This is a genomic window from Actinoallomurus purpureus, assembly GCF_024055795.1.
Lineage (GTDB): Bacteria > Actinomycetota > Actinomycetes > Streptosporangiales > Streptosporangiaceae > Actinoallomurus > Actinoallomurus purpureus.
Genome location: NZ_JAMXMY010000007.1, coordinates 21,298 through 48,255 on the forward strand (window position 1 = coordinate 21,298; position 26,958 = coordinate 48,255).

Below are 26,958 nucleotides of genomic sequence, written 5' to 3' on the forward strand. Positions count from 1 at the left end.
GGCAGGTGCTCAAGAGCGCGTTCGAGCTGCCGTGGAACGCCCGGTTCGACGCGAGCCGAGCCATCGTGCTGCACGGCCGTTCCTGGACCGGCGGCGCCGCGGTGAGACACGTCGAGGTGAGCACCGACGGCGGCCGCACGTGGCGGCGCGCTGGCGTGCGCGGGCCACGCGACCCTCTCGGCTGGGTCCGCTGGGAGCTTCCCTGGCGTCCCCCGGGGCCGGGGTCGTACGAACTGCTGGCACGGGCCGTGGACCGTACGGGGGCCGCGCAGCCGGACGTCGCGCCGTACAACACGCTGGGCTACCTGTTCGGCGCCGTCGTACGGCACCCGGTCACGGTGACCTGACCGCCGGGTAGCGGGCGCTACGGAGTCGTCCAGGCCGGGTTGGTGCGGACGCGGCTCGCGGAGCGGCGCGGCTTGCGCCGGGACGCGCTCTCCTCGGCCGCGGCGCGTTCGGGAGCCCGGTGCGCCAGCGCGTCACGGAGCTGGGCGCGGCCGCGGTGGATGCGGCTGCGCACGGTGCCCATCTTCACGCCGAGCGTCGCGGCGATCTCCTCGTAGGACAGGCCCTCGATATCGCACAGCACCACCGCGGCGCGGTACTCCGGCGCCAGCGCGTCCAGGGCCGTCTGGATGTCATCGTCGAAATGACGGTCCTCGTACACCTGGGCGGGGCTCGGCTCGCGGCCCCGCAGCCGCTCGGCCGCGTCGTCGGCAAGACCCTCGAACCGGATGCGCTGCCTACGGCGGACCATGTCGAGGAAGAGGTTGGTGGTGATCCGGTGCAGCCACCCCTCGAACGTTCCCGGCGTGTAGTTCGACAGCGAACGGAACACGCGCACGAACACCTCTTGCGTGAGGTCCTCGGCGTCGTGCTGGTTCCCGGTCAGCCGGTAGGCGAGGCGGTAGACACGCGCGGAGTGCTCACGCACGATCTCATCCCAACTGGGCGGCGTCCACGCCTCCGTGTCACCCTTCACCCGTCACCCCCGATAGCACTGTTCTTCGCCAAAGTCTGTCCGGCCGGGGGTAAGAGCGGTGTAAGGGATCCTCACCGCGGGCGGCGCCTTCCGGTGACGTTCCGGCCGGGCCCTTTCCTCCGACGGTGTCCAGCATGGCAGGCGGGTGCCCTCCCGACGTCGCCCGACAGGTGGGTGTTGCCCGATCCGCTGTCGGCCGAGCGACGGAGGACGGGACGTCGCCCTCATCCTCAGGGGGGAGAAACGGGCCGGCCACACTTGATCGTCTTCGCCGTTCTCGGCATTCTGGGCGCGGGCGTCCCCCGCCAGCCGCCCGGGAGCCGCGATGGAGATTCGCATTCTCGGCCCGTTCGAGCTCATCGATCGTGAGCGCCGGATTCCGATCGACGCGCCCAAACAGCGCGCTCTGCTGACCGCACTCGTCCTGCGCGCCAACCAGGTGGTGCCGGCCGACGAACTCGCCGAACGCGTCTGGGGGGACGACCCGCCGGCGAGCGCGCGGCTCACCCTCCAGGGGTATGTCCTGCGGATCCGCCGGGCCCTGGCCGCCGTCCCCGACGTGGCGCTCCTCACCGAGCCCACGGGATATCTGCTGCGCGTCGACCCCGAGCGGATCGACGCGCACCGGTTCACGCGGTTGATCGACGACGCGGCCCGAGCGGCGGCGGGCGGTGACACCGGCGCCGAGGCCGAGCTGCTCCACGAGGCCCTCGCGCTGTGGCGCGGGGAGCCGCTGGCGGACGTCGGCTCCGACGCCCTGCGGCGCGAGGAGGCCGGGCGGCTGGCCGAGATGCGGGCGCGCGCGATCGAGCGGCGCGTCGACGCCGACCTCCGCCTCGGACGGCACCGGGAACTGATCGGTGAGCTGACCGCGCTGGTGGCGGCCCATCCCTTCCGGGAGGAGTTCCGCGCCCAGCTGATGCTCGCCCTGTACCGGGCCGGGCGCCGGGCCGAGGCCCTCGAGGCGTACCGGGACGCGCGGGCCGTCCTCATCCGGGAGCTCGGGGTCGAGCCGGGGAAGCGGCTTCGCCGGCTCGAACACGCCGTCCTGACCGCCGACCCCGCCCTGGATCCGGCGCCACGCGAGGAGCACAGTCCGTTCGCGCTGCCGCCCGACGTGCCCCACTTCGTCGGCCGGGAGACCGAGCTGGCGCGGCTGCTCGCGGCCCCACGGACGGGCGCCGGCCCCGCCGTGCGCGCCGTGGCGGGCATGGCCGGAGTGGGCAAGACGGCGCTCGTCGTGCACGCCGCCCACCGGCTGGCCGAGCGGTACCCCGACGGGCGGATCCACGTCGACCTCGGCGGCGCCACCGGGCATCCGATGGACCCGGCGGCGGCGCTGGACCGGTTCCTGCGCCTGCTCGGCGTGTGGGGCGGCCGGATCAGAGGCGGCGTCGACGACCGCGCGGCCCTGCTGCGCGACCGGCTGGCGGGCCGCCGCGTCCTCCTCGTCCTCGACAACGCCGTCGACGAGGCCCAGGTACGGCCCCTGATCCCCGGGACGCCGGGCTGTGCGGCGTTCATCACCAGCCGGTCACGGCTCATCGGGCTGGAGTACGCCGACCTGATCGACCTGGACGTCCTCGACCCGGACGACGCCGTCGACCTGCTGGCCGGGGTCATCGGCCGGCGGCGGGCCCTCGCCGAGGAGGACCGCGCCCGTACCCTCGTCGCCCAGTGCGGCCACCTGCCCCTGGCCGTACGGATCGCGGCGGCGCGCCTGGCCGGGCGTCCCGAGTGGACCCTGGACCGGCTCGCCGGCCAGCTGGCGGACGAACACCGGCGGCTCGACCGTCTGTCCGCCGGAGACCTGGAGGTCCGGTCGAGTATCGCGCTGAGCCATGACGCTCTCCCCCTCGCGCACCGGCGGCCGTTCCGCCTGATCGGGCTGCTCGACCTGCCCGACGTCACGCCCTGGATGATCGCCGCCCTCCTCGACCGGCCGGTCGCCGAGGCCGAGGACGTCATCGACGCCCTCGTCGACGCCCGCCTCCTGGAACCCGGCCGCGCGGACGCCCCGGACGGGCCCCGTTACCGCTGCCACGACCTGGTGCGGCTGTTCGCCCGCGAGCAGGCCATGGACTCCGAACCACCGGAGGTACGGGCCGCGGCCGTCGTCCGGGTGCTGCGGGCGCTGCTGGAGCTCGCCGAAGAGGCCGACGACGCCCTGCCGAGCCGGCGGCTGCGGCTGCCGGGTCCGCACGCGCACCGGTCCTCGCGCACCGGCGTGACGGCCGCGCCGCTCTCCTGGTTCGAGGCCGACCGCCAGGTCCTCACCGTCGCCGTCCACCAGGCGGCGTCCGCCGGAGCGGCCGAGCTGTCGTGGCGGCTGGCCGCCTCGTTACTGAGCTTCCATGACCTGCGCGGGCACTGGGACGACTGGCGCCGCACCCACGAGGTCGCCCTGGCGGCCGCACACGCGGGCGGCGACCCGTGGGGAGAGACCACGATGCGCTACGGACTCGGCCTGCTCGCCACCGCCCAGGACCGGTACAAGGACGCGACCGGGCACCTGACCGCCGCGGTCACCGGGAGCCGGGAGCTCGGCGCGCCCGTCCGCGCCGCCCGAGCCCTGAACGCGCTCGGCGACGTCCACCACATCTGCGACCGGCTGGACGACGCGTTCGCCTGCTTCCAGGAGGCGCTGGAGATCGCCGAACGGCACGGCGACCTGACGGGCCGGGCCAACGGCCTGCTCAATCTGGGTCTGGTCCACCGCGACCGGGGTGACCCGGTCGCCTCCCTCGCCCACCTGGACCGGGCGCTGGCGACCTTCCGCTCGGCGGGCGACGAGTACGGGGAGGCGCACGTCCTGCGCTTCCTCGCCGCGACCCACTACCACTCCCGCACGGACCTGGCGGCCGCGCACCGGCACGCGACGCGCGCCATCGGGCTGTTCCGGCGGTTCGGGGACGGTCTCGCCGAGACCCGGTCACTCCGCCTGCTGGCCATGGTCCTCACGGCCGAGGGCCGGCCACGGTCCGGGGTGGACCTCCTCGACCGCTGCCTCACGGCCTTCCGGGAACAGGGCGACCTCTTCGGCGAGGCGTCCACGCTGTGGGCCCTCGGCGGGGCCGCCCACGACGACGGCGACACCGTACGGGCCGTCGCATGCCTGGAGCAGGCCCTGGCCCTCTTCCACCGCCTCGACGTCCCGCTCTGGGAGGCGCGCACCCGGGCGCGGCTGGCGGCAGTGCGCGGGGAGGGAACCGCCCCCGCGGACGGCACCCTCCCCGTCATCGTCACCGGTGGGGAACCGCCGCCGCCGTCCAGCCGAGGTAGTGGCTGAAATGGCTCACGCTCGACGCGTGCCCGAGCTTGCCGCTGATGCTGGTCGAGTAGAAACCGCCCTTGCCGTCGGCGATGCCGACGTGCCCGTACGAGCTGATCTTCCAGTACACGAACGACCCGGCCGGCGGCTTGGTGCCGCTGTGGTGGGTGGCGCCGTTCCAGTGGGCGATCGCCGACGCCCAGACTCCGGTCGTGCCGTAGGCGTTCTCGACCGCCTTCTCGCAGTAGTGCTCCCAGCCGGTGCTGCCGACGTGGTTCTTCATCCACTGCACCGCTCCGGCGGCCGTGCCGTCGCCGGCGCTCAGCGGCGACACCTGCCCGGCCGTGGAGACGGTCACCGGCGCGGACGCCGTACGGGCGGGCGCCGCGTGCGCGGTCGCGGGAATGCCGGCGGCGACGAGCACCGCGGCGGGAACGAGTGCGGCTCCGGCACACAGCCGGCGCCAGGAAGGACGACGCATCTGTCAACCTCCGGGGGGTGAGGGGGACATGCGTCGCAAACGTCGCAACCGCCGCTTGTTCATCGCTTGTGCGGCCGCGCGGGAAGGCCCCCGGAGCACGACGAAGGGCCGGGCTCACCGAGCCCGGCCCTTCGATCAACGCACCTGGCGGGGCGAAGTCCCGCATCGGGGGTTCCAGGGGGTCGCCCCCCTGGGAGATATGGCGGGCCCCGGCGAAGCCGACCAACGGTCGGCGAGCAGCATGAGCCTGCCTCGCTCCCCCGACTGGACTCGAACCAGTAACCTGCCGGTTAACAGCCGGACGCTCTGCCAATTGAGCTACGGGGGATCACAGGCGTGAGGCCGCCCTGACCGCTGGCCGCCCCAACGGGCACAAGGTTAGCGCATTTCGCACGTGCTCGTTTCCTCGACTGGCCCGCACTCTTCGGGGTATGTGTCCTACGGCGACTCAGCAGAGGAGTGACCATGAAATACCGCGCTGTGTTCCTCGCCGGAGCGGCGGCCGGGTACGTCCTGGGAACGCGCGCCGGCCAGGAGCGCTACGAGCAGATCAAACGGCTGTCCCGGCGCGTCGCCGAGAACCCCACCGTGCAGGAGGCCGCGGGCGTGCTGCGCGCCCAGGCCGGTGAGTTCGCCGGGACCGCCCGGCAGAAGGTCGGCGACAAGGTCCAGACGGTCAGCGGCAAGGTCCAGGAGAAGGTCCCCGGAATCCGCAGGACCGACCACTCCACCCCCGCCGGCACGGCCGACCGATCCGGGCACGCCGCCCACCCCGGCGACGAGCCCGCCGACATCACCTGACCCGAGCGGGCGTGTGTCGTCTGGACTGAGGAGCGCAGGGAGCGGAGCGACCGTAGCGACCGGAGCGACGAGGGAAGACGGCACATTGGGCGCCCGCGAACCGCGCTCGCGCCGGCGAACGCGATCAGGCAGGCCTCGTTCTGCGCCCGGACCCAGCGGGTCCGGGCGCGCTCGTCTCCCCGGACGCCGGTCCTACAGCCCCGTCTGGCGGCGGATCTCCTCGAGGGCCTGCTCGGCCTGGGCCAGCAATCCCGGGTCGGCGGGGTCGAGGCCGCGGTCGAAGACGAACGTCCAGCGCAGGTCACCGCCGGCCGTGGGTGGTCGGCGGCCGACGATCCGCACTCCTCCCGCGGGGAGCTTGGCGTGGGTGCTGACGACGACGGTGGCGGTGACGCGCTCGCGGACGGCCTCGGGCACCGACCCGGGCTCCGGCAGCCGCACGGTGTGCCGCCGGCCGCCGACCTCCCGTACGACGAGGACGCCGTCCTGCCAGGTGGCCTGCTCCACACGCTCCCATGGCAGCCGGATGCTCTCGTCGGCTCCGGGGAGGTAGAGGGCGGCGTCGGTCGCGACCGTCTCACCGCCGACCGCCAGCACCCGCTCTCCCCGCTGGAGGACCACGCCGTCCGGCACGTTCTTCCGCCACGTCAGTCGCATGACAGATCACGCTACAACGGCCCGGTCAGGAGCCGCGGCGCGCGGTCAGCAGATCGAGCACGAGCGCCGCCGAGGAGCTGAAGTCGTGGCTGCCACGGCCGCTGCCGTCGAACGGGTCGAAGTACTCCCGGAATCCGGACTGGCGCACCAGCCGGACCGTGGAGCCGAACAGCAGGTCCGCGACCGTGCCCAGGCCGTGTGCGCAGGCGCCGAACCACAGCAGCCAGTTGGTGTTGACCCAGGTCGGCCCGCGCCAGTACGCCCCGCGGTCGAAGGCCTCCGACTGGATGTCACAGGTCGGAACCGGGTAGCCGGTCGCGCCCGCGAAGCGCGCCGACAGCAGCAGGTCTGCCAGGGGGCGCACGACCGCGGCGGGCAGTTCCGGGTCCAGGAGCGGCGCGAAGCCGGCCACGGTCGTCTCCGGAATGAGGCACCCGGTCCGTACGTCGCGGGCCCGGAAGCAGCCCGCCGATTCGTCCCACAGCCGTTCCAGGAGCGCGCCGTGGATACGGTCCGCGGCCTCCCGGTGGGGACGCGGATCGGCCCCGGTGAGGTCGGCGAGTTCGGCGAGCGCGTGCGTCGAGGCCAGGTAGACGGCGTTGAACAGCGGATCCTCGACGACGAAGGGATGATCGTCCCTGAGGTACTCCGCGCGGTATCCGGCGGCCCGCATCCCGGCCACCAGCGCGACGTACCGGTCGTGGTCACCGCCGGAGTAGGCCGCGCCGCGCGGGTCCACGGCGGCCAGCGGTGAATCCCACACCGGGCTGTCGTCCAGTCCCGACTCCCACGGGTGGCACAGGCTCGCCAGCCCGCCGCCACCGATGTCACGGTCCCGCGCCAGGTAGGCGTGCTGGGCCACCAGACACGAGTACAGCGGGGTGAGGAACGCCCGGTCGGCGGTGCCACCGGACGCCTGCACCATCCGCAGGGCCGCGAGGGCGTGCAGGGGCGGCTGGGTGAGCCCGGAGGTGTCCACGCCGCGCGGTGCGGCGGGCTGCGCGGCGCTGCGCCAGACCTCGGGGCCGGGGAAGTAGGCGTCGCGCGCCTCGGTGGGGTTGAAGACGATGTGCGGCAGCAGGCCCGTCGCCCACTGTCCTCGGAACAACGACAGGAACTCCGTCCGGGCGCGCTCAGGGAGATGGTGGGCGAGGCCGATGCCGATGAAGGCGGAGTCCCAGCTCCACTGGTGCGGGTACAGCCCCGGGGAGGGGACCGTGGCCGCACCGGTCCAGTTCGCGTCCAGCACGCGGGCGGCGGCCACCCAGAGGGCCGTCTCGTCGCCGGTGAGCCGTGGGCCCATTGAAACAGCGTACGGCCCCGCGCCGCTCCCGGCGATGCCCGGCCTCGGCCGGCCGGAGCGCCGGGATCGGGTGCGGCCCGTCGACGGGGGCGCCCCTCACGCTCGACCGGCCCGCGACTCGGCCCGCCCGCGACTCCGCCGACCTTGTCGACCGGCCCATCTCGCCGGCCGGCCCGCCGTACCGACCGGCGCGCTTCCCACCCTCGGGGACCCGACGGGCTCAGCCGAAGAGGCCGTCGCCCCAGTAACCGCCCTTGCGGACTCCGGGCGGGCAGGCCCAGATGCCCGATCCGACGTGCTGGACGTACTCGTTCATGTGGTCGGAGGCCGCCAGCCTGTTCTGGAGGGGGACGAACTGCTTGCGCGGGTCCCGCTGGTAGGCGATGAAGAACAGGCCGGCGTCGAGGCGGCCGAGCCCGTCGGTGCCGTCGGTGAAGGAGTAGCCGCGCCGTAGGATGCGCAGGCCGCCGTTACTGTCCGGGTGGGCGAGGCGGACGTGCGAGTCGGCGGGCAGTTTGTCGAGCGGCACCGGGTCGTGCTCACGCTTGGCGCCGTACGCGTTGCCCTCCCCCTTGGTGCGGCCGAAGGTGTCCTGCTGCTCCTGCAGGGACGTGCGGTCCCAGGTCTCGATGTGCATGCGGATGCGCCGGGCGACGACGTACGAGCCGCCGGCCATCCAGGAGGGCCCGTCCGAACCGGACGCCCAGACGTCATCGTTCAGGGCCTTGCCCTCGCTGCCCGCGATGTTGCGGGTGCCGTCCTTGAAGCCGAACATGTTCCGCGGCGTCTGCTTGTCCGGGGTGGTCGAGGACGTCTTGCCGAAGCCGAGCTGGGACCAGCGGACGGCGACCACGCCGAAGCCGATGCGGGCGAGGTTGCGGATGGCGTGCACGGCGATCTGCGGGTCGTCGGCGCACGCCTGGACGCAGATGTCGCCGCCGCTGCGGGCCGGGTCCAGGTTGTCACCCGGGAAGTGCGGCAGGTCGATGAGGGCGGCCGGCCGCTTGGCCTTGAGGCCAAAGCGGTCCTTGCCGTCCTTCTCGAACAGCGTCGGCCCGAACCCGATCGTCAGGGTCAGCCGCGCCGGGGGCAGGCCGAGCGCCTCACCGGTGTCGTCGGGCGGCGACTCGCCCAGGCCGCCGGCGGCCGAGCCGTAAGGGTGCCCGCCGGTGAACGCGGCAGCGGCCGCCGTCCACTCCTTGAGCATCCGAATCAGACGCCGACGGTCGTCGGTGACGACGTCGAAGGCGGCGAAGTGGAGGCGGTCCTGGACGGGAGTGGCGATCCCGGCCTGGTGCGCGCCGTAGAACGGGACGGCCTCCTCGTCGACGGGCCCGTTGCCCTCGGTCGCCTGGGCGACGCTGACCAGCCCCGCGCCCGCGGCGGCGCCCGCCGCGAGCGTCACGCCGGAGTAGCCGAAGAGCCTGCGCCTGCTGACCTCCATTATCGGGCCACCACCCCTGCGAGCTTCGACAGCGGCTCTCCGAGCGCGTTGACCTCGTTGGAGAGGTCCTTGCGGTCCTTCGCGCCGACCGTGTCGTAGGCGACGTAGCCGTCGCCCTTCTGGTACTTGGTGAGCAGCTTCTGCACCTTGGCGAACTCATCGTCGAGGGTCGCGGCGAGGTCGGCGTTCCTCTCCTGAACGACGGGCTTGAGCAGCTCGTACACCTTCTGGGCGCCGTCGACGTTGGCCTTGAAGTCGACCAGGTCGGTGTGGGAGAACGTCTCCTCCTCACCGGTCACCTTCCCGGTCGCGACCTCGTCGAGAAGCTCCTTGGCGCCGTTGGCCATCGAGGTGGCGGTGATCGAGGCGGTGCCGACCTTGGCCTTGAGCGTCTGCAGGTCCTTGACCAGCTGGTCGGCGTACGGCCCCTCATCCTTGATCGAGCCGGTCTTCCACAGCGCCTTCTCGATCCGGTGCCAGCCGGTCCACTTGTCGCCCGGCTTGAGGTCCGCCTCGCGCAGGTCGACCTTCGGGTCGATGTCCCCGAACGACTCGGCGACCGGCTCGATGCTCTCCCACCCGACGCGGGACGGGGCGTACAGCGCCTTGGCCTGCTCGACGTCGCCCGCCTTCACGGCGGCGGCGAACTTCGTGGCCTTGTCGAGCGTGTCGGCGACCTGGTCGGCGACGTAGGTCCGGTAGGCGGCGACGGCCTGGTCCAGGCGCGGATCGGTCGCCTTGCCCTGGCCGGTGACCGTGAGCGCCTGCGAGGGCCCCTTGCCCGTCATCCCGGCACTGCACATGACCTTGTACGTGCCGGCGGAGAGCTGGACGGTGACCTCCGCGCCGGTGCCGGGGCCGATGTTCTCCCGCTCCGAGACGATCTTGCCGTCCGGCGCGAGGATCTCCAGCTCGTTCACCTGGGAGCCCTTGTTGGTGACCTTGAAGGTCACGGCCCCCGCCGACGTGCTCTTGGTGCCGAGGTCGCAGGAGGAGTCGGTGGCCGTGACCTCGATCGCCCCGGCGCCGCCCTTCGCACCCGCCTTGTCGTCCTTCCCGCACGCCGACAACGCGGAAACCGAGACGAGGGCGGCACTCGCGGCGGCGAGCAGGTGGACAGGACGCATGCGGTCTCCAACGAGGCGAAGGACGATCAGGCGCCCCGTTGGGAGGGCAGGGGTCGGGCACGCCTGATAAGGCATACCTAACTTAGCTTTACCTAACCTCGGTTCGTCAAGCAGGAACGGGGCCGACGTGATGTGAATATCACCACGCCGGCCCCGTTCGGGACCGCTGGGACCGCTCGTCCGCCGGGGGACCGTGCGGAGAGCCGCCACCTATTCGAGGTATTCCCGGAGCATCTGAGCGCGCGTCGGGTGCCGCAGCTTCGCCAGGGTCTTGGACTCGATCTGCCGGATGCGCTCTCGCGTCACGCCGAACTCCCGGCCGACCTCCTCCAGCGTCCGCGGATGGCCGTCGGTCAGGCCGAACCGCAGCTGGATGATCCGCTGCTCCCGGTCCGACAGCGACCCCAGGATCCCGCCGAGCTGGTCCTGGAGAAGGATGAACGCCGCCGCCTCCATGGGGACGACGGCGTCGGCGTCCTCGATGAAGTCACCGAGGTCGGAGTCCTCCTCGCCGATCGGCGACTGCAGGGACACCGGCTCCTGCGCCACCCGCTGGATCTCGACCACCCGGTCGGGTGGAAGCCCCATCTCCACGCCGATCTCCTCGGGAGTCGGCTCCCTGCCGAGATCCTGGTGGAGCTGGCGCTGCACGCGCACCAGCTTGTTGATGGTCTCCACCATGTGGACCGGGATCCGGATGGTCCGGGCCTGGTCGGCGATCGCCCGTGTGATCGCCTGGCGGATCCACCAGGTGGCGTACGTCGAGAATTTGTACCCCTTGGTGTAGTCGAATTTCTCGACCGCACGGATCAGCCCGAGATTCCCCTCCTGAATGAGATCGAGGAACAGCATGCCGCGTCCGACGTAACGCTTGGCGATCGACACCACCAGGCGCAGATTGGCCTCGGTCAGACGTTGCTTCGCCCGTACACCGTCATGGGCGAGCAGTTCGAGGTCGGTGCGTTCACCGGGAGCGATGATGGCCGCTCTGGCCAGCTTCTCCTCGGCGAACAGCCCCGCCTCGATCGATTTGGCGAGTTCTACTTCTTCTTCTGCCGTGAGCAGCGGTACGCGTCCGATCTCGCGCAGGTAGATCCGGACCAGGTCGCTTGTCGGCGCCCGCCTCCCGAGGTCGTCCCCATCAGCTCGCGCGGAGTCCTCGTGTCCGCTGGCGGACTCGAGAACCTCCACCCCCTGATCCGCGAGCATCCGGACGACTCGGTCGGCCGAGTCCGCCGGCAGGTCGGAACGATCGATCGCGGCGGCAACATCGTCCACCGTTATTCCACGTTCTCTGCCGCGTGCGACGAGGTCCGCCACCTGGTCAACCGATGGCGTCTCGCTAGGCAGCACCGAAGGGCCCACGGTGACAGTGTGCGGCAAGCGGCCCGTATTCCGGGGGACCCATTTTTGAGTCCCAGAGGTCACAGAGAACTGATGGCTCGCTCGCGCAACACCTTTCGCTGCAGCTCAAGGGCCATGAGGTCTCCGAAAAGGCGGTTGTACTCGTCTTGGTGCCCGACCGGATTCAGCCGCCCGAGTTTGGACTGCAGTTTGGTGATCTCTCTCGTGACCTGGATCTCCTGCAATCGGGACAGCATCGCGGCGGCATATCGGTCATCCGGATCTCCGCTGGACCGCAACGGATCAACGGCGAGGCCGGTGATCAGGTCCCTGACCTCGTCATTCGGCGCGGCGGCACGCAGTCGCCCGGCCCACTCCGGGCCGCTCTCCGCCGTCGCGACGCCTCCGAGCTCCGCGATCAACGACCGCACCGCGGCATGGCCCGGGGCGATCAGCGCCTCGGTCGGCATGGCGTCGAAGGCCGGTCCGAGCAACGCGGGCCGCTGCACCGCGAGCTTCAGGGTCTCCCGCTCGACCTGGACGACCGGGTCGCTCGGGTCGTAGGAGGGACGCCGCGGGGCCGGCGCCGCCTCGTGCCGCCGCCCGCGCGCGTCGCCCCGCCGGGTCTCGCCCGGACGGCCGGAGGCGTGCTCGCGGACCCGCCGGAGGACGAACTGCTCGTCGAGGAAGCCGGTCCACTTGTCCAGGTCGATGGCGTAGCGCTCGCGCATGCCCCGGTCCCTGATCCCCGCGATGATCGGCGCGGCGGCGTCGATCGCGGCGAGCCGGCCCTCGGTGGTGTCGAGGTCGTACTTGGCGATGGTCGCCTGGATGGCGAAGCGGAACAGCGGCACGCGGGAGGCGACCAGGTCGCGCACGGCGGCGTCGCCGTGCTTCATCCGCAGGTCGCACGGGTCCAGGCCGTCCGGTTGCACGGCGACGAACGTCTGGGCGGCGAACTTGTGCTCCGACTCGAACGCCCGCAGCGCGGCCTTCTGCCCCGCAGCGTCACCGTCGAAGGTGAAGATGATCTCACCGCTGGCCTCGTCCTGGTCCATCAGCAGCCGGCGCAGGATCTTGATGTGCTCGTCGCCGAAGGAGGTGCCGGAGGTGGCGATGGCGGTGCCCACGCCCGCCAGGTGGCAGGCCATGACGTCGGTGTAGCCCTCGACGACGACCGCCTGCCGCCGCCGGGCGATCTCCTTCTTCGCCAGGTCGGCGCCGTACAGCACCGAGCCCTTCTTGAACAGCGGCGTCTCCGGGGTGTTGAGGTACTTCGGGCCGTCGTCGCGCTCCTCCAGGCGGCGCGCGCCGAACCCGATGACGTCGCCGGTGATGTCGCGGATCGGCCAGATCAGCCGGCCGCGGAACCGGTCGATCGGCCCGCGCCGGCCCTGGCTGGCCAGCCCGCCGGTGACGAGCTCCTTGTCGGTGAAGCCCCGTCCGCGCAGGTGGCGCACGAGGGCCTCCCACTCGTTCGGCGCGTAGCCGACGCCGAACCGCTCGGCGTCCTCCCGGCCGAAACCGCGCTCGGCCAGGAACCGGCGGCCGAGCTCGGCCGCCGGGGTCAGCAGGTGCTCGGCGTAGAACTCCGCCGCGGCGCGGTGCGCCTCCACCAGGCGGGTGCGCTCGCCCTTCTGCTTACCCGGGACGTAGCCGCCCTCGCTGTAGCGCAGTTGAACGCCGGCCTTCGCGGCGAGCCGCTCGACCGCATCGGCGAACGACAGCTGCTCGATCTTCTGGACGAAGCCGATCGCGTCGCCGCCCTCACCGCAGCCGAAGCAGTAGAACATTCCGTTCGAAACGTTGAACGATGGCGACTTCTCGTCGTGAAACGGGCAGAGTCCCTTGAGCGCGCCGCCCCCCGCGTTGCGGAGCTGGACGTACTCCCCCACCACCCCGTCGATCGGCGACCGTTCACGTACGAGGGCGATGTCTTCATCGCGGATCCGGCCTGCCACGTCGGCAGTCTAGTCCCGCCCCCGGACAGCGCGGGCCGTACCGGACACGCGCCCAGGCCCTCGAGAACCCCTCGCCGAAAGCCGTACAACACTCTGGACAAATCACGGAAAGGCGCGGTGTACTTACTCAACTTCGACGGCCCTGGCGGTGCTGCCGTCACTCGGCATCGAGTGGTTCGGGGTCCGCGATCGGAGCACACGCGAGCGACGGCGGGCACGCCATGGGTCGTCCCTGCGACACAAGGCGGAGCGATGACCGAAGTCGTCCTCGACGCGGTGAACAAGGTGTACCCGGACGGTTTCCACGCCGTACGGGACGTGAGCCTGCGGATTCCCGACGGCGAGCTGTTCGTGCTCCTGGGCCCGTCCGGCTGCGGGAAGTCGACGCTGCTGCGCATGGTCGCCGGCCTGGAGGAGATCACCTCCGGTGACCTGTGGCTGGGCGGCAAGTACGCCAACAACCTCGCGCCGCGCGAACGCGACCTCGCGATGGTGTTCCAGAGTGGGGCGCTGTACCCGCACCGCGACGTCCGGGGCAACATCGCGTTCCCGCTGGAGATCGCCGGCGACGACTCCCCTGCCGCCCAGGAGCGCATCGTCGAGCTGTCGCGGGCGCTCGGCATCGAGGAGACGCTGCACCGCTCGCCCTCGACGCTGTCCGGCGGCCAGCGGCAGCGCGTCGCGATGGGCCGGGCGCTCATCCGCGAGCCCGGCATCTTCCTGATGGACGAGCCCCTGTCCAATCTGGACGCCGGCCTGCGCACCGAACTGCGCATGGAGATCGGCTCGCTCGTCCGCTCCCTCGGCGTGACCACGCTCTACGTCACGCACGACCAGACCGAGGCCCTCACACTGGCCGACCGAGTGGGCATCATGCGGCAGGGGGTCCTGCAGGACGTCGGCACGCCCCAGCAGGTGTACGACGACCCGGCCACCATGTTCGTGGGGGCGTTCCTGAGCACACCGCCGCTCAACCTGGTCCGCGCCTACGTCTGGGCCGACCAGGAGCCCGGGATCGTCCTGGGCCTCGGGAACCAGCGGCTGGTCCTGCCCTGGACCGATCCCCGGTCGCCCGCGCTCGTGTCCCGCCACGGCTCGTACGTGACGATCGGCTTCCGCGCCGACGCCCTGCGCCCGGCGGCGGACGGCGTGCTCTCGGGCCGGGTCCGGGCGCTGGAGTTCCACGGCTCCGAGTGGCTCGCCTACGCCGAGGCAGGCCTGCCGCACGTGGACGCCGAGGCCCCGTACGAGAACGCGCCGCCGCCCGTCCACGAGCAGGAGCCGGACAGGAACGGCGAGGGCATGCTGCGCCGCATCCTGCGGACCACCGGCATCATCGCCGAGGAGGCCGCGGCCGAGCGGGTGGCGCACGACGGCACGCATCGGCGCTCGGACGTGGTGTTCCGGCTCCAGTCGCGGTCCGGCGTCACGGTGGGCGACGTCGTCCGCCTGGCCGTCGACACCGACCGCATCCTGCTGTTCGGCGAGGACGGCCGTCGCGTCGACCCCGTACGCCGGTGAGCCTCCCGCCGACTCTCGGCGGGAGACGGCCCGGTCAGGGCACCATCCAGCCGAGCACCGGCGTGGACTGGAGCCACACGAGAACGCACATCAGCAGGAGCAGCAGCACGCTCCAGCCGAACACCCGCCGGAACAGCGTGCCCTCCGCGCCGACGATCCCGACGGCGGCGGTGCCGACCGCCAGGTTCTGCGGCGAGATCATCTTGGCCATGACGCCGCCGGAGGTGTTCGCCGCGCCGAAGAGCACCGGGGACACGTTCAACTGGTGCGCGGCGGTCACCTGGAGGTTGCCGAACAGCGCGTTGGAACCGGCGTCGGTGCCGGTGATCGTCACGCCGAACCAGCCGACGACGGGCGACAGGAACGCGAAGAACCCGCCGGCCTTGGCGAGCCAGACCCCGAGCGTGGAGATCTGCCCGGACAGGTTCATCACGTACGACAGCGCGAAGACGCACAGGATCGTGAAGATCGCCCAGCCGAACTGGCGGATCGTCTCGGCGTACGCCTTGAGCCCGGCGAGGGGGCCGATCCGCAGGGCGACGAGCGTCAGCAGCCCGGAGACGAACAGCAGGGTCCCGGTCGCGCCCATCCAGTTCAGCACGTACGCCGCTGCGACCGGCTTACTCGTCGGGCCGGTGATGTGCTGCAGGCCGGGCCACGTGAACACGTGCCCGACCGGCACGCCGAGGACGGTGCCGACCGGCTTGCCCGGGGCGACGGCGAGCCGCTCCTTGACGGCGTCGATCTGCGCCAGGGAGAACAGCGCGATGACGATGGTGTACGGGGCGAACGCCCGCAGCACGTCGACCTTCGAGTCGCCGTCCGGCGGGCCGATCCGGCGCTCGAACGCGGGGTCGTCGACCGAGCCGCCCGCGATCACCGGGGCGCCGACCGGCGTCTCGCTCTCCCCCGGCCGCCACACGCGGTTCAGCAGGATGATGGCTCCGGCCGAGACCAGCGCGGCGAAGATGTCGCAGAGCCGGTAGGACCAGTAGTTGGAGAACGCGAACTGACAGGCGCCGAACGTCACGCCGGCGGTGAGGGCGGCGGGCCAGACCTGCCGCAGTCCCTTCCGGCCGTCGGCGACGCCCACGAGGATGAAGGGCACGAACACCGCGAGGATCGCCGTCTGGCGGCCCGCCATCGCGCCGAAGTCCTCCGGCTTCAGCCCGGTCGCGGTGCCGAGGATGGTGATCGGGTTGCCCAGCCCGCCGAAGGCGACCGGCGCGGTGTCGGCGATCAGCGCGAGCGCGGCCGCCTTGATCGGATCGAAGCCGATGGCGATGAGCATGACGGAGCAGATCGCGACCGGGCCGCCGCCCCCGGCCAGGGCCTCGAGCAGCGCTCCGAACGAGAAGGCGATCACGATGGCCTGCACCCGGCGGTCGTCGCTGACCGTGGCGAACGCCCGCCGCAGCACCGCGAAGTGCCCCGACCGGACCGTGAGGTTGTAGATCCAGATGGCGTTGAACGTGATCCAGAGGATGCTCAGGACGCTGAGGGCCGCCCCGAACAGCCCGGCGTCGAGCGTCTGGGCGAGCGGCATGGAGAAGATGAACAGCGCCACCCCGATGGCGAGGAGGAGGGCGACGAGGCTCGCCCAGTGGGCCTTCCAGCGGAGGCCGCCGAGGAGCACGAGGAGGGCGATGAGAGGAAGAAGGGCCAGCAGGGCGCTGAGCGTGAGGGAACCGGTCGGATTGAGGTCCTGGCGGAACAACGGCCACCTCCCGGGAGACATGGGCGCGCGCTATTCCCCCACGTGTTCCGCCGAACGGAACACCATCCTGTGGGGTCGGTTCATAGTGCCATCACGTCCCGGCCAACGGAACCCAGAGATCCGAGCAATGCGTGACCGTTTCCCGCCAGGATGCCCTCGCTTCGGACCCAACTCGCTTATTGGTCGGAGGTATCCCCACCAGGCGGTGGCAGCGAAGGCAACGGCGCGTCGCCACGAGGGCGACGCGCCGTTCACGCGGCGAGACCTCAGTCCCTCTTGGGGGGGTGGGCGTGCATCGGCGCGGCGACGCGGTTCCACATGTTGATCTGCGCGACCTGGGCGACGAGGAAGGCGGCCTCCTCCGGCTTGAACGCGTCGGTCACCGTGTCCCAGACCTCGTCCGACACGCCGTCGGGCTGCCTCGTGACCGCCTCGGTGTAGGCCAGCGCGGCCCGCTCCGCCTCGGTGTACAACTGCGACTCCCGCCACGCGGGGAGCTGGAAGATGCGGTCCGGCTTCTCGCCGAGTTCAAGCGCCTCGTGAACGTGCATGTCGATGCAGAAGAGGCAGCCGTTGATCTGCGACCCGCGGATCTTGACGAGCTCGCGGACCGTGGCGGCCAGCGGCCCCTTGCGAATCGCCTGCTCCGCTTGGAGGAACGCCTTGTAGACCTCCGGCGCCAGTTCGCCGACGTTCAAGCGCGACATCACGTGAACCCTTCTCGATGGTGAATCTGTACCGTCGCCAGGGAGACGAGACGGCACCCGCCGATGTGACGGGATTCCTCGAAGAAGATCAGCGAGCCAGCCTGACGTGCGCCAGCTTGTCCGGATTGAGTACGCGCTGGACGGCCAGGATCCGGCCGTCGGCCGCGATGTCGAAGGTGTCGATCAGCGACAGCTCGCCGTCCCGGAAGACCGCGAGCGCGGGCTCGCCCCCCACCTCGCAGGGGGCGACTCCGGCGAGCGCCCATCGCCGGCGCACGCGGTTCAGCACCTCGGCGACCCGCTCGCCGCCGACGATCAGCTTGCGCGCCGCCGAGATCTTGCCGCCGCCGTCGGTGACGTACACGGCGTCGGGGTGCAGGAGCTTCACGAGCTGCTCCAGGTCACCGGCCTCGTACGCGGCACGGAACACGGTGAGGACCCGTTCCCGCTCCGGCCTGGTCGCCCGCGGCCGTTCCCTGGAGGCCGCCACGCGCCGGCGCGCCCGCGAGGCGAGCTGACGGCTGGCCGCGGGGGTGTTACCGAGCACGCCGGCGACCTCGTCGAAGGGCACCCCGAAGACGTCGTGCAGGACGAACGCGACCCGCTCGGGTGGCGTCAGCTCCTCCATCACCAGGAGCATCGCCGTACTCACCGACTCGTCGACCAGCACCGGCTCGGCGGCGTCCGGCCCGGTCAGTAGCGGCTCGGGCAGCCAGGGGCCGACGTAGGTCTCCCGGCGCACCCGCGCGGACCGGAGGATGTCGTACGACCTGCGGGCCGCGACCGTCACCAGCCACGCGCGCCGGTCCTCCACCCCCGACATGTCGGCGCCCGCGGCGCGCAGCCACACGTCCTGGACGACGTCCTCCGCGTCGGTGACGGTTCCGAGCAGCCGGTACGCCACCCCGAAGACCGCCGGCCGGTGCTCGGCCCACTCCTCGTCGGTCGCCGCGAAGGTCCCCGGCGCGCTCACAGCAGATCCGCGAGGGGCACCCCCGGGTCGGCCAGCCGCGCGGTGTCCACCGGCTCACCCGACCGGATCAGCGCCTGCACGTCCCCGGCGACGTCCCAGATATTGACGTTCATGCCGCCCACGACCCTGCCGCCCGACAGCCAGAACGCGATGAACTCCAGGTCGTCGGTGTCGCCCGAGACGTACGCGGCCGGGTCCGACCCGCGGTACACGATCTGGTCGTAGCCGCCGGCCCAGGCGCCGGACGCCTCCATGCCGAGCTCGTACTGGTCGGTGTAGAAGTACGGGACGCGGTCGTACACGACCGGCTGCCCCAGCATCGAGCGCGCCGCCGCCGGGCCGCCGTTGAGGGCGTTCGCCCAGTGCTCGACCCGGATCCGCCGGCCCAGCAGCGGGTTGTCGGCCCTGGCGACGTCGCCGGCGGCGTAGACGTCCGGGTCGGAGGTGCGCAGCGACGCGTCGACGACGATGCCGTCGTCGACCTCCAGTCCCGCCTCCTCCGCCAGCACGGTGTTCGGCGCCGCGCCGATGCCCACGATCACCACGTCGGCGGGCACCTCCGCGCCCTCGGTGGTGAACACGGACGGGTCCGTTATCTTCGCGACGCCGCCCGGGACGAACGCCACGCCGTGCCTGCGGTGCAGCGCCGCGAAGACCTCCCCGAGCTCGGTGCCCAGGGAACGGCGCAGCGGCGTGCCCCGTGCGATCACCCGCACCTCGTTGCCGTACCCCCGGGCGGCGGCGGCCGCCTCCAGCCCGATCCAGCCGGCGCCGACGACCGCCACGCGCCGGTCGCCGGACTCCAGCGCCGCGCGCAGCCGCTCGGAGTCGGGCACGGTCCGCACGTAGTGGACGTGGTCGAGGTCGGCTCCGGGCACGTCCGGCCGCCGGACCGACGCCCCCGTGGCGAGGAGCAGCTTGGTGTAGCCGACGCGTTCTCCGTCGGCGAGCCGCACCTCCCGCGCCGCGCGGTCCAGCCCGGTCGCCCGGACTCCGAGCCGCAGCTCCACGTCGTTGTCGGCATACCAGGACTCCTCGTGGACGTACGCCTTCTCCAGGGGATCCTTGCCCGACAGGAAGCCCTTGGTCAGCGGCGGCCGTTCGTACGGCCGCAGCGGCTCCTCTCCGACCAGGACCACGCGCCCGGTGAAGCCCTCCTCCCGCAACGTCTGCGCTGCCTTCGCGCCGGCCAGGCTGGCTCCGACGATGACGTGCGTCTCGGGGACGGGCATGTGCACCTCCGCTTTCGGCTCCGCGTCAGCCCAAGTATCCTCCGGCGCGGCCGGCTCCCGTGGGCGGTACCGCCCGGCCGAGGACCTGCAGCCGCCCGGCCGCGGGCCTCACGTCGCATCAGCCGAGGAGCTCGTGGTGCCAGGCCAGCGCGGAGGTGTCGGTCAGCGAGGCGATCTGGTCGACGACGACGCGCAGCCGCGCGCCGTCGTCGGCGGCCTCCGCGTAGAAGCCGCGGAACACCGGGTCGAGCACCGCCGGGGCCTTCCGCCCGACCGCGTCGGCCAGCTCGGCCACGAGCTCGCGCTGCCGGGCCTGCAGCGCACCGTGGTCGGCGCGGCCCATCACGTAGCGCGCCGCGACGCCCTTCAGCAGGGCGCACTCCAGCCGCTGCGCCCGCGGCACGACCAGGTCGCCCGCGTAGCGGGTGAGCGCGCCGGTGCCGTACGCCTCGTGCGTGGCCCGCTCGGTGGCCCGGCAGAACCTGCCGATCAGCTCGCTCGTGAGGTTCTTCAGCGCGGCGGCGGCGCGCAGGGTGCCGTCGTAGGCGCGCGGCCAGTACGGCTCGGCGAGCAGCGCCGCGAACCGCTCCTCCAGTTCGGCGACCTCCGCGTCGCAGTACATCAGGGCGGTCAGTTCGCAGACGGCCCGCCGCTCGCCGGGATCGGCCAGCCGCTCCAGCCGGATGTGCCCGGCGTGCAGCCCGTCCTCCAGATCGTGCACGGAGTAGGCGACGTCGTCGGCCCAGTCCATGACCTGCGCCTCGAAGCAGAGCCGCTCGTCCGGCGCGCCCTCCCGGATCCACGCGAAGACCGGAACGTCGTCCTGGTACACGCCGTACTTCACCCCGTCGCCGGGACCTCGCTTCGGCCAGGGGTACTTCATGGCCGCGTCGAGCGTCGCGCGGGTGAGGTTGAGGCCGACGCTGCGCCCGTCGGGCGCGAACGACTTGGCCTCCAGGCGGGTCAGCAGGCGCAGGCTCTGCGCGTTGCCCTCGAACCCGCCGCACGCGGCCGCCACCTCGTCGAGCACCGCCTCGCCGTTGTGGCCGAACGGCGGGTGGCCGAGGTCGTGGGACAGACAGGCGACCTCCACCAAGTCGGGGTCGCAACCGAACGCCTTGCCGAGCTCCCGGCCGATTTGGGCGCACTCAAGGGAGTGGGTGAGCCGGGTCCGGGGGCTGTGCTGGCCGCGCTGGTCGCCCGCCGCGGGCTCGACGACCTGTGTCTTGGCGGCGAGCCGGCGCAGCGCCGCGCTGTGCAGCACGCGGGCACGATCGCGTTCGAACGGCGTGCGGCCGCGCCGCTTCGGCGGCTCGGGCGCCCAGCGCGTCGTGTCCTGCTCGCTGTAATCGGTCATCGGAGTCCGAGCGTATCCATCTAGGGCCTGAGACAGGCCCTAAGGTGCGGCACATGCCCGACGAACCGTACCGGCGCCGCAGCGCCCGCGTGATCCTCCTGGACCGCGCCGACCGCATCCTCCTGCTCCGCCTCTACCACGACCACCGCAAACCCCGGCGCGGTCACTACTGGCTCACGCCCGGCGGGGGCGTCGACGACGGGGAGGCGCTCCCCGAGGCGGCAGCGCGTGAGCTGCGCGAGGAGATCGGGCTGGTCGTCGCGCCGGAGGACCTCGGGGCGCCGGTCGCGACGACCTCCGGGTACGCGGAGTTCAGCTGGGCCAAGGGCCGGTTCCGCGACGACTTCTTCGCCCACCGTGTCACCGCGCACGACGTCGACACCAGCGGCCTCGAACCGCACGAGCTCAAGCAGGTCACCGGGCACCGCTGGTGGACTGTGGACGAACTGGCCGCCACCACGGAGGTCGTCTACCCCTTCGGCCTCGTGCCGTTGCTGCGGGACCTGATCGCCGACCGGCGGGCGCCCGAACCCGTCCTGCTGCCCTGGCATCACTGAGCCGGCGCCGTTCGGCGAAACGCGAGGGCGAGATTCGGAGATCCTCAGTTAAGGTCCTCTTCATCCCTGTTCGTACGTCTCGAGGGCGCCCATGCTCACCACGTTCCGCGCTGCGGTCGCCGTCGTCCTGCTCGCCGGTTTCTATGTACTCGTGGCCGCCATCACGGCCGGAACGGTCGTCTTCGACTTCTACGCCGTGAAGTACGGCCACGCGGGCGGCTTCAAGGTCGCGGCGCTCGCCACCTTCGGCGTGCTGGCGATGCTGCGCGGCGTCTTCGTCGTCGGCCGGCGCACGGCCGACGACCAGCCCGGCGTCGCGGTGACGCCCCGCGACGAGCCCGAGCTGTGGCGCACGGTCGCCGAGCTCGCCCACCAGGTCAAGACCCGGGTGCCCGACGAGATCCGCCTCGTCCCCGAGGTGAACGCCGCCGTCAGCGAGAACACCCGGCTGCTCGGCCTCGTCCCGGGGCGCCGGTACATGTACATCGGCGTCCCGCTCATGCTCAGTCTCACCGCCGACGAGATGCGTGCGGTGCTCTGCCATGAGCTCGGGCACTACAGCGGATCGCACACCCGCCTCGGCGGCATCACCTACCGGGGTCGCACCGCGCTGATCCGGACGATCGAACGTCTACGGTCCCACGCCGTCATCCGTACGATCTTCCTGGTGTACGCCAGGATCTACCTGCGGGTGTCGCAAGCGGTGTCCCGGCGGCAGGAGCTGGAGGCCGACGCCTCGGCCGTCGCGATCGCCGGGCGGCGGCCGATGGGCGACGCGCTCCGGAAGGTCCGCGCGAGCGCGGCGGCCTGGGACTTCTACCTCGCCTCGTACTGCTCGCTGATCGGGCCCGCCCAGGCCCGCCCCGCGGACCTGTTCGCCGGGTTCTCCACGCTGCTGCGGGAGCCGAGCCGGCAGGAGGAGCTCGCCAAGGTCGTGAACGCACCCGAGGAACGCTCGCCGTACGACTCGCACCCGAGCCTGGCCGAGCGCCTCGCCGCGATCGCGGCACTGCCGGAACCCGCCGCGCGTCCCGACCCCCGTCCGGCCCTCGCCCTGCTCGCCGACCCGCGGCGCGCCGCGCTGGCCACCCAGGCGTCGATGCTCACCGACGAGGCGCTGCGCCTGCCCGTGCTGGAGTGGCCGCAGATCGTCGAGCGCGGCCTGTACGCCGGGGCCAACGCCGAGGCGATGAAGGACGTCTTCACGGCGGCGGCCCAGATGGCGAACACGCCGCAGCCGACGGTCGACACGGTCCTGCGGATCCTCGCGGGCGGCGGCGCCGGCGACCTCGGCGTCCGCCTGCGGGCGGCCGGCTGGCAGGGGAACGACACTCCCGCCCTGGTGGCGCGCATCGTCGCCCGCGCCTTCGAGGGCCTGCTCATCCAGGCGGGCCGCGCCCGCTACACCTTCTCCTGGTCCGACGTCGCCCGCCTGGTCGACGGCAACGGCACCGAGGTCGACCTGACCGATCTCGTGCGGAGCGCCGTGGACGATCCCCGCCAGGTCAACACCCTGTACGAGGGCCTGCTGCGCCTCGGCATCACCCCGGCGGCCGCTCCGGCCCCTGCCCCTGCCAGCCCGGTGCCGCCACCCGCGGGAGTGGGAGCCTGATCGCCGAGGGTGTCCGGCGTCATGACCCCGGGCACCCTCGGCGGACCCGCGCTCAGGGCCTGACATCGTTCCAGGCGGGGCTGGAAAGAAAGTAGGTGTCGTAGAGCTCCTGGACCTCCAGGAGGCTCTCGGGCGGCACCTTCCCGTAGGCGATGCGCTCCAGGTGCCGGAAGTACTCGAACCGCTCGACGCCGGGCGTGAGGACGATGAGGATGTCGGCGTTCTCCCCCGGTGCGGCGGCGAAGGCGTGCGGGGCGCCGGGCGGCACGACCACCAGGTCCCCGCGTTCGGCGGTCACGACCTGGTCGCCGGAGAGCAGCTGGGCGGTTCCGTCCAGCATGTAGAACAGCTCGGCCGACCTGCCGTGGCTGTGCGGCTTGGCGCCGTCGGCGCCGTCGACCAGGGTGACCCGCTGCGTGGACAGCGCACCCCCGGTCGAGCTGCTGTCGGCCAGCAGCCGGATGGTGGTGGGTGCCCGGCCGATCACCTCCGCCTCGGCGGAACGGACGATGACGGCCTCGTTGAAGTCCGGCGTGATCAGGGACATGGAACTGACTCCTTGACGTGAGTTCGAAGGGGGGCGGTCGGTCTCAGACGGCGAAGAGCAGGGCGGCGCTGATGAGCACGGCCACGGCGGTGGCGAAGTGAATGCCGAACGCCACGGCCTTGGTGCCACCGTTGCGAAGGACGATGAGGGTGTCGCCCAGGGGGATGATCGCGACGACGAGCATGTACCAGGCGACGGCGTGCGCGCTCGCGAAGGCAAGCAGGGCCGCGCCGAGGATGCCGTAGGTGAGGTCGCGCAGGCCCTTGATGGTCAGGTACGCGGGGTCGCCGTCCTCCTTCGCCGGCACTCCGTAGCCGGCGGCCGCCGCCTGGGGCACCAGCAGGAATCGCAGGCCGATGATCAGGACGAGAACGACGAGGACGATGGCGAGGCCGTAGGCGATGGGGGTGAGCATGGCGATCTCCGATTTACTAGCAGCGCTAGGAACGAGATCGACACTAGCAGAGCATTGGCAGGTTTGCTAGCAGTGCTAGGATAAAGAGCATGTCGATCCAGGCGCGCCGAGTGCGCGAGCGGGCAGAGCGGGAACGATTGATCGTCACGACGGCCCGAGAGCTGGCCGAGTCCGAAGGATGGGACGCGGTGACCACTCGCCGGCTGGCCGCCGAGATCGAGTACAGCCAGCCGGTCCTCTACAGCCACTTCAAGGGCAAGGACGCCATCATGGCCGCCGTCGTGGTCGAGGGCTGCGCCGACATGGCCGCCGAGCTGCGCGCGGCCCGTACGGCGGCGCCCGATCCGCAGCGGGCCCTGGCGGCCGTCGGCGCGGCGTACGCGGCCTTCGCCGAGCGGCGGCCCGCGCTGTACGACGCGATGTTCACACACGCCGTGGACCTGCCGTTCGCCACCCCGGAGGCTCCGCCGGCCCTCAAGGAGGCCTTCGGCGAGCTGCGCGAAGCCGTCCTGCCCCTCGCCGGCGACGACAACCTCGAGACGCTCACCGAGACGTTCTGGAGCGGCCTGCACGGGCTCATGACACTGATGCGCAACGGCCGCCTCCGCCGCGAGGACCACGACGAACGCCTGGCGCTCCTCATCAGCCGCTTCTCGGGTTGAGTGTCTACCGGGCGGGCAACGGAGCGATCCGGCCGTGAGCGCGGTGGTCGCAGATCCGCATCACGGATCTCGAGATCCCGGAGAAGGCCGACTCGTTCTGACGCCCCGGGTGCGACCGGGCGGCGGTGCCGCCCGGTCGCACCCGGGGCTCACGAACACCAGGACGTCTCGTCAGGTGTCGCTCGCTTACTTGAGCGAGAGTATCCAGGGCGGGTAGATGCCGCGTTCCGTGCACTTGTAAGCGTTGAAACCCTCACGCACATACTGCTGACCGGCATCAACGCACTGGGACTTAGTGACGTAGTGGCCGTAGACCTTCCAATCGGCCGCCTGAGCAGGTGTGCTCAGACCGGCGACCGCCACAATGGCGATCCCGGCACTCACGGCTGCCGTACGTAGGCGCATCTACGTCTCCTCCCGTTGGGGATCTCGGACTCCGGTCACCGATCATTCCGTCCCGGCAGTGATCACCCGGCTCTCTGTGGCGTGCTCGAAGACCGCCCCAGAGGTAGGCGAGCAAGGCCGGTCCGCCAAAATGATCTTGACGCGATGGGTACACAATGCCCGCAGGAAACCCCTGTTCGCAAGGGATTCGACTGCCCCGGATTCCGGGCGCGTTCCCGCCTTGCTGCCGGCGGGAACGCCCCAGACTCCCCTCCCTGTCCGCTACACCCCCGGCGTCAGCCCGTGAAGGCCTTGAAGATGTTGGTGAACTCGTACGTGCTCTGGCTGATGCCGCTGCAGGTCGGCGAGACGGAGCCGTTCGGGCAGCCGCCGTTGTCGCGGCCGACGGACCAGAAGCCGATGGAGCCGACGTGGTTGCTCTGGGCGTAGCTCAGCAGCTGGCCGGCGACGGCCTGGGTGGTGGTCGGACCGGTGTCGTTCTTTCCGATCATCGGGGTCAGGCCCAGCATCCGCTTGAGCTCGGCGTCGCTCTTGCCGGTCCAGATCTGCTTCATCTGGCCGAGCGTCGCGTTGGCCGCCGAGATCAGGGCGTCACCCCACGAGCCGGAGTAGCCGAAGTCCATGAGCATCGGGTTGACGGTGACGTTCAGGCCGCGGGAGGCGGCGTCCTGAAGGATCTGGACCGAGAACGGGTCGACGCCGTAGTCCTGGGCCTGCACCCGGAGCGTGTACGTGACCGTGGTCCCGCGCTCGCTCTGGAGCTGCTTGAGCGCGGTGTTGACCTGCGCCACCGGGATCGACGCCTCCACGTCCACGTCGATGTGGTTGCTGCCGACCGCGTCGAGCGCCTTCTTGTAGGCGGCGAGCAGCGCGGACGAGCTTCCGCAGCTGTTCTCCAGGTACGGCCCGAGCGCGCCGCCGGTCGCCACGGTGACGTCGCCGCCGACGCCCTTGAGGTCATTGACCTCCCCGATGACACGGGAGTCGCCCAGCGCGATCGTGCCGCCCCACGACGGGTTGCAGCCGGTGCTGTCCCCGAGGGCGAAGGCCAGCGTGAAGTGCTTCTGGCCGGTGGCCGTGGCAACGTCCTTCAGCGTGGGGGTGGCCATCGTGATGTCGACGTAGGGCGAGAACACGCCGCTGCCCCCGCCGCCGCTGCTGCTGTCGGTGGTGGCGCTGACCGAGGCGCTGAAGGCCGAGAGATTCCCGGCGGCGTCCTTGGCCCGGACCTTGAAGGTGTACGACGTCGAGGCGCTCAGCCCGGAGACCGTGGCGCTCGTCCCCGAGACCGTCGTGGCCAGGGACGAACCCTGGTACACCTCATACCCGGTCACGCCGACGTTGTCGGTGGAGGCCGTCCACGACAACGACACGCTCGACGACGTGTGACCCGTCACCGCCAGGCCGGCGGGCGTGCTCGGCGCCTGGGTGTCGGAGCCGCCCCCGCCGCCCCCGCACGCGGCCCCGTTCAGCGTGCAGCCGGTCGGCGTGCCGCTCCCCGAGGCCACGAACCCGAACGTCACCGAGGCTCCCGCCGCGATCGAGGCGTTGTAGTCCCGGTTCTTGAACGTGTAGTGCGACCCCGACTGCGTCAGCAACGCGTCCCAGTACGTGCCCACCGACGACCCCGACGGCAGGTCGAACGCCACCGTCCACCCGCTGATCGCCGACGAGCCGTTGTTCGTGACCGTGAACTGCGCCTGATAGCCGCTCCCCCAATCCGACGTCTTGGCGAACGTCGCGGTGTTCGCCGCCGCGTACGCCGATACCGCGGGCAGTACGACGGCCAGGGGAAGTAGCAGCATCCCGACGATCAGGGACGCGATCCTGGATCTCTTCAAGGCGGGGACCTCTCTCGTGGTGGCCGGCCCCCGGCCACGCC

General features: G+C 71.7%; 24 protein-coding genes and 1 tRNA gene. 7 read left to right on the forward strand and 18 right to left on the reverse strand.

Annotated features, from left to right (window positions below):
• Positions 1–5 precede the first annotated feature (5 nt).
• The gene (locus NE236_RS14805) at positions 6–347 is read left to right on the forward strand and encodes a molybdopterin-binding protein (RefSeq protein ID WP_252842540.1); all 342 of its coding nucleotides are present in this window, start codon (positions 6–8) and stop codon (positions 345–347) included.
• A 17-nt stretch (positions 348–364) separates the two neighbouring features.
• Here the strand turns inward: NE236_RS14805 and sigE are convergent, their stop codons facing one another.
• Positions 365–982 carry an RNA polymerase sigma factor SigE gene (sigE, locus tag NE236_RS14810; RefSeq protein ID WP_252842541.1) on the reverse strand — a complete coding sequence of 206 codons (618 nt, stop codon included), beginning with the start codon at positions 980–982 and terminating at the stop codon, positions 365–367.
• Between the two features lie 325 nt (positions 983–1,307).
• Here sigE and NE236_RS14815 point away from each other — a divergent pair, with 325 nt between their 5' ends.
• On the forward strand, positions 1,308–4,271 hold the full coding sequence (locus NE236_RS14815) for an AfsR/SARP family transcriptional regulator (protein ID WP_252842542.1): 2,964 nt from the start codon (positions 1,308–1,310) through the stop codon (positions 4,269–4,271).
• Here the strand turns inward: NE236_RS14815 and NE236_RS14820 are convergent.
• Both NE236_RS14820 and NE236_RS14825 read right to left on the reverse strand, forming a co-directional pair.
• A complete protein-coding gene (locus NE236_RS14820; protein WP_252842543.1) occupies positions 4,225–4,734 on the reverse strand; it encodes a hypothetical protein in 510 nt (169 codons plus the stop codon). The genes NE236_RS14815 and NE236_RS14820 overlap by 47 nt on opposite strands.
• A gap of 255 nt (positions 4,735–4,989) precedes the next feature.
• Positions 4,990–5,062, reverse strand: a tRNA-Asn gene (locus NE236_RS14825).
• Positions 5,063–5,199: 137 nt separating this feature from the next.
• On the opposite strand from NE236_RS14825, the gene NE236_RS14830 reads away from it, so the two are divergent.
• A complete protein-coding gene (locus NE236_RS14830; protein ID WP_252842544.1) occupies positions 5,200–5,535 on the forward strand; it encodes a hypothetical protein in 336 nt (111 codons plus the stop codon).
• A 192-nt stretch (positions 5,536–5,727) separates the two neighbouring features.
• Here NE236_RS14830 and NE236_RS14835 read toward each other — a convergent pair whose 3' ends face one another.
• From NE236_RS14835 to dnaG, 6 genes are all read right to left on the reverse strand, one after another.
• Positions 5,728–6,192, reverse strand: coding sequence for a hypothetical protein (locus tag NE236_RS14835; RefSeq protein ID WP_252842545.1), 465 nt, complete (start codon positions 6,190–6,192; stop codon positions 5,728–5,730).
• Between the two features lie 25 nt (positions 6,193–6,217).
• Entirely contained in the window at positions 6,218–7,495 is a 1,278-nt protein-coding gene (locus NE236_RS14840; RefSeq protein WP_252842546.1) for an amylo-alpha-1,6-glucosidase, read from the reverse strand.
• Positions 7,496–7,715: 220 nt separating this feature from the next.
• On the reverse strand, positions 7,716–8,939 hold the full coding sequence (gene efeB, locus NE236_RS14845) for an iron uptake transporter deferrochelatase/peroxidase subunit (protein ID WP_252842547.1): 1,224 nt from the start codon (positions 8,937–8,939) through the stop codon (positions 7,716–7,718).
• A complete protein-coding gene (gene efeO, locus NE236_RS14850) occupies positions 8,939–10,066 on the reverse strand; it encodes an iron uptake system protein EfeO (RefSeq protein ID WP_252842548.1) in 1,128 nt (375 codons plus the stop codon). Before efeO ends, efeB begins: the two co-directional genes overlap by 1 nt.
• Before the next feature lie 210 nt (positions 10,067–10,276).
• Entirely contained in the window at positions 10,277–11,419 is a 1,143-nt protein-coding gene (rpoD, locus tag NE236_RS14855) for an RNA polymerase sigma factor RpoD (RefSeq protein WP_252842811.1), read from the reverse strand.
• Positions 11,420–11,490: 71 nt separating this feature from the next.
• The gene (gene dnaG / locus NE236_RS14860) at positions 11,491–13,371 is read right to left on the reverse strand and encodes a DNA primase (protein WP_252842549.1); all 1,881 of its coding nucleotides are present in this window, start codon (positions 13,369–13,371) and stop codon (positions 11,491–11,493) included.
• 252 nt (positions 13,372–13,623) lie between these two features.
• Here dnaG and NE236_RS14865 point away from each other — a divergent pair, with 252 nt between their 5' ends.
• The gene (locus NE236_RS14865; RefSeq protein WP_252842550.1) at positions 13,624–14,892 is read left to right on the forward strand and encodes an ABC transporter ATP-binding protein; all 1,269 of its coding nucleotides are present in this window, start codon (positions 13,624–13,626) and stop codon (positions 14,890–14,892) included.
• Between the two features lie 34 nt (positions 14,893–14,926).
• Here NE236_RS14865 and NE236_RS14870 read toward each other — a convergent pair whose 3' ends face one another.
• The 5 genes from NE236_RS14870 to NE236_RS14890 all read right to left on the reverse strand — a co-directional run bounded on the left by NE236_RS14870 (position 14,927) and on the right by NE236_RS14890 (position 20,878).
• Complete coding sequence (locus tag NE236_RS14870) at positions 14,927–16,630, reverse strand: L-lactate permease (protein WP_252842551.1); 1,704 nt, start codon at positions 16,628–16,630, stop codon at positions 14,927–14,929.
• Positions 16,631–16,875: 245 nt separating this feature from the next.
• Positions 16,876–17,316 (reverse strand): carboxymuconolactone decarboxylase family protein, encoded by a 441-nt coding sequence (locus NE236_RS14875; RefSeq protein WP_252842552.1) that lies wholly within the window; start codon positions 17,314–17,316, stop codon positions 16,876–16,878.
• Positions 17,317–17,404: 88 nt separating this feature from the next.
• Positions 17,405–18,289, reverse strand: coding sequence for an RNA polymerase sigma factor SigJ (sigJ, locus tag NE236_RS14880; protein WP_252842553.1), 885 nt, complete (start codon positions 18,287–18,289; stop codon positions 17,405–17,407).
• Positions 18,286–19,521, reverse strand: coding sequence for an NAD(P)/FAD-dependent oxidoreductase (locus NE236_RS14885; protein WP_252842554.1), 1,236 nt, complete (start codon positions 19,519–19,521; stop codon positions 18,286–18,288). The genes sigJ and NE236_RS14885 overlap by 4 nt, the downstream gene beginning before the upstream one ends.
• A 118-nt stretch (positions 19,522–19,639) precedes the next feature.
• Entirely contained in the window at positions 19,640–20,878 is a 1,239-nt protein-coding gene (locus NE236_RS14890) for a deoxyguanosinetriphosphate triphosphohydrolase (RefSeq protein ID WP_252842555.1), read from the reverse strand.
• Positions 20,879–20,931: 53 nt separating this feature from the next.
• Here NE236_RS14890 and NE236_RS14895 point away from each other — a divergent pair, with 53 nt between their 5' ends.
• Positions 20,932–21,435, forward strand: coding sequence for an NUDIX hydrolase (locus NE236_RS14895; protein WP_252842556.1), 504 nt, complete (start codon positions 20,932–20,934; stop codon positions 21,433–21,435).
• A gap of 91 nt (positions 21,436–21,526) precedes the next feature.
• Complete coding sequence (locus NE236_RS14900) at positions 21,527–23,047, forward strand: M48 family metallopeptidase (protein WP_252842557.1); 1,521 nt, start codon at positions 21,527–21,529, stop codon at positions 23,045–23,047.
• A gap of 52 nt (positions 23,048–23,099) precedes the next feature.
• On the opposite strand, the gene NE236_RS14905 is transcribed toward NE236_RS14900, so the two are convergent.
• Together NE236_RS14905 and NE236_RS14910 are read right to left on the reverse strand one after the other, a co-directional pair.
• On the reverse strand, positions 23,100–23,594 hold the full coding sequence (locus NE236_RS14905; RefSeq protein WP_252842558.1) for a cupin domain-containing protein: 495 nt from the start codon (positions 23,592–23,594) through the stop codon (positions 23,100–23,102).
• 43 nt (positions 23,595–23,637) lie between these two features.
• On the reverse strand, positions 23,638–24,009 hold the full coding sequence (locus NE236_RS14910; protein WP_252842559.1) for a DUF4267 domain-containing protein: 372 nt from the start codon (positions 24,007–24,009) through the stop codon (positions 23,638–23,640).
• 89 nt (positions 24,010–24,098) lie between these two features.
• Here NE236_RS14910 and NE236_RS14915 point away from each other — a divergent pair, with 89 nt between their 5' ends.
• Positions 24,099–24,671, forward strand: a complete 573-nt coding sequence (locus tag NE236_RS14915; RefSeq protein WP_252842560.1) for a TetR/AcrR family transcriptional regulator — start codon at positions 24,099–24,101, stop codon at positions 24,669–24,671.
• Between the two features lie 186 nt (positions 24,672–24,857).
• On the opposite strand, the gene NE236_RS14920 is transcribed toward NE236_RS14915, so the two are convergent.
• Together NE236_RS14920 and NE236_RS14925 are read right to left on the reverse strand one after the other, a co-directional pair.
• Positions 24,858–25,076 (reverse strand): hypothetical protein, encoded by a 219-nt coding sequence (locus NE236_RS14920; protein WP_252842561.1) that lies wholly within the window; start codon positions 25,074–25,076, stop codon positions 24,858–24,860.
• Between the two features lie 275 nt (positions 25,077–25,351).
• Positions 25,352–26,917 carry a cellulose binding domain-containing protein gene (locus NE236_RS14925; protein ID WP_252842562.1) on the reverse strand — a complete coding sequence of 522 codons (1,566 nt, stop codon included), beginning with the start codon at positions 26,915–26,917 and terminating at the stop codon, positions 25,352–25,354.
• Between the last annotated feature and the right edge of the window lie 41 nt (positions 26,918–26,958).

What these genes read in the sequence shown, in the direction of transcription:
- NE236_RS14885 (WP_252842554.1), bottom strand. Translation starts at nt 19,521, where the DNA reads ATGCCCGTCCCCGAGACGCACGTCATCGTCGGAGCCAGCCTGGCCGGC.
- NE236_RS14905 (WP_252842558.1), bottom strand. Translation starts at nt 23,594, where the DNA reads ATGTCCCTGATCACGCCGGACTTCAACGAGGCCGTCATCGTCCGTTCC.
- NE236_RS14865 (WP_252842550.1), top strand. Translation starts at nt 13,624, where the DNA reads ATGACCGAAGTCGTCCTCGACGCGGTGAACAAGGTGTACCCGGACGGT.
- NE236_RS14835 (WP_252842545.1), bottom strand. Translation starts at nt 6,192, where the DNA reads ATGCGACTGACGTGGCGGAAGAACGTGCCGGACGGCGTGGTCCTCCAG.
- NE236_RS14815 (WP_252842542.1), top strand. Translation starts at nt 1,308, where the DNA reads ATGGAGATTCGCATTCTCGGCCCGTTCGAGCTCATCGATCGTGAGCGC.
- NE236_RS14900 (WP_252842557.1), top strand. Translation starts at nt 21,527, where the DNA reads ATGCTCACCACGTTCCGCGCTGCGGTCGCCGTCGTCCTGCTCGCCGGT.
- NE236_RS14920 (WP_252842561.1), bottom strand. Translation starts at nt 25,076, where the DNA reads ATGCGCCTACGTACGGCAGCCGTGAGTGCCGGGATCGCCATTGTGGCG.
- NE236_RS14915 (WP_252842560.1), top strand. Translation starts at nt 24,099, where the DNA reads ATGTCGATCCAGGCGCGCCGAGTGCGCGAGCGGGCAGAGCGGGAACGA.
- NE236_RS14910 (WP_252842559.1), bottom strand. Translation starts at nt 24,009, where the DNA reads ATGCTCACCCCCATCGCCTACGGCCTCGCCATCGTCCTCGTCGTTCTC.
- NE236_RS14895 (WP_252842556.1), top strand. Translation starts at nt 20,932, where the DNA reads ATGCCCGACGAACCGTACCGGCGCCGCAGCGCCCGCGTGATCCTCCTG.
- efeO (WP_252842548.1), bottom strand. Translation starts at nt 10,066, where the DNA reads ATGCGTCCTGTCCACCTGCTCGCCGCCGCGAGTGCCGCCCTCGTCTCG.
- NE236_RS14830 (WP_252842544.1), top strand. Translation starts at nt 5,200, where the DNA reads ATGAAATACCGCGCTGTGTTCCTCGCCGGAGCGGCGGCCGGGTACGTC.
- NE236_RS14875 (WP_252842552.1), bottom strand. Translation starts at nt 17,316, where the DNA reads ATGTCGCGCTTGAACGTCGGCGAACTGGCGCCGGAGGTCTACAAGGCG.
- NE236_RS14840 (WP_252842546.1), bottom strand. Translation starts at nt 7,495, where the DNA reads ATGGGCCCACGGCTCACCGGCGACGAGACGGCCCTCTGGGTGGCCGCC.
- NE236_RS14870 (WP_252842551.1), bottom strand. Translation starts at nt 16,630, where the DNA reads ATGTCTCCCGGGAGGTGGCCGTTGTTCCGCCAGGACCTCAATCCGACC.
- NE236_RS14820 (WP_252842543.1), bottom strand. Translation starts at nt 4,734, where the DNA reads ATGCGTCGTCCTTCCTGGCGCCGGCTGTGTGCCGGAGCCGCACTCGTT.
- NE236_RS14890 (WP_252842555.1), bottom strand. Translation starts at nt 20,878, where the DNA reads ATGACCGATTACAGCGAGCAGGACACGACGCGCTGGGCGCCCGAGCCG.
- efeB (WP_252842547.1), bottom strand. Translation starts at nt 8,939, where the DNA reads ATGGAGGTCAGCAGGCGCAGGCTCTTCGGCTACTCCGGCGTGACGCTC.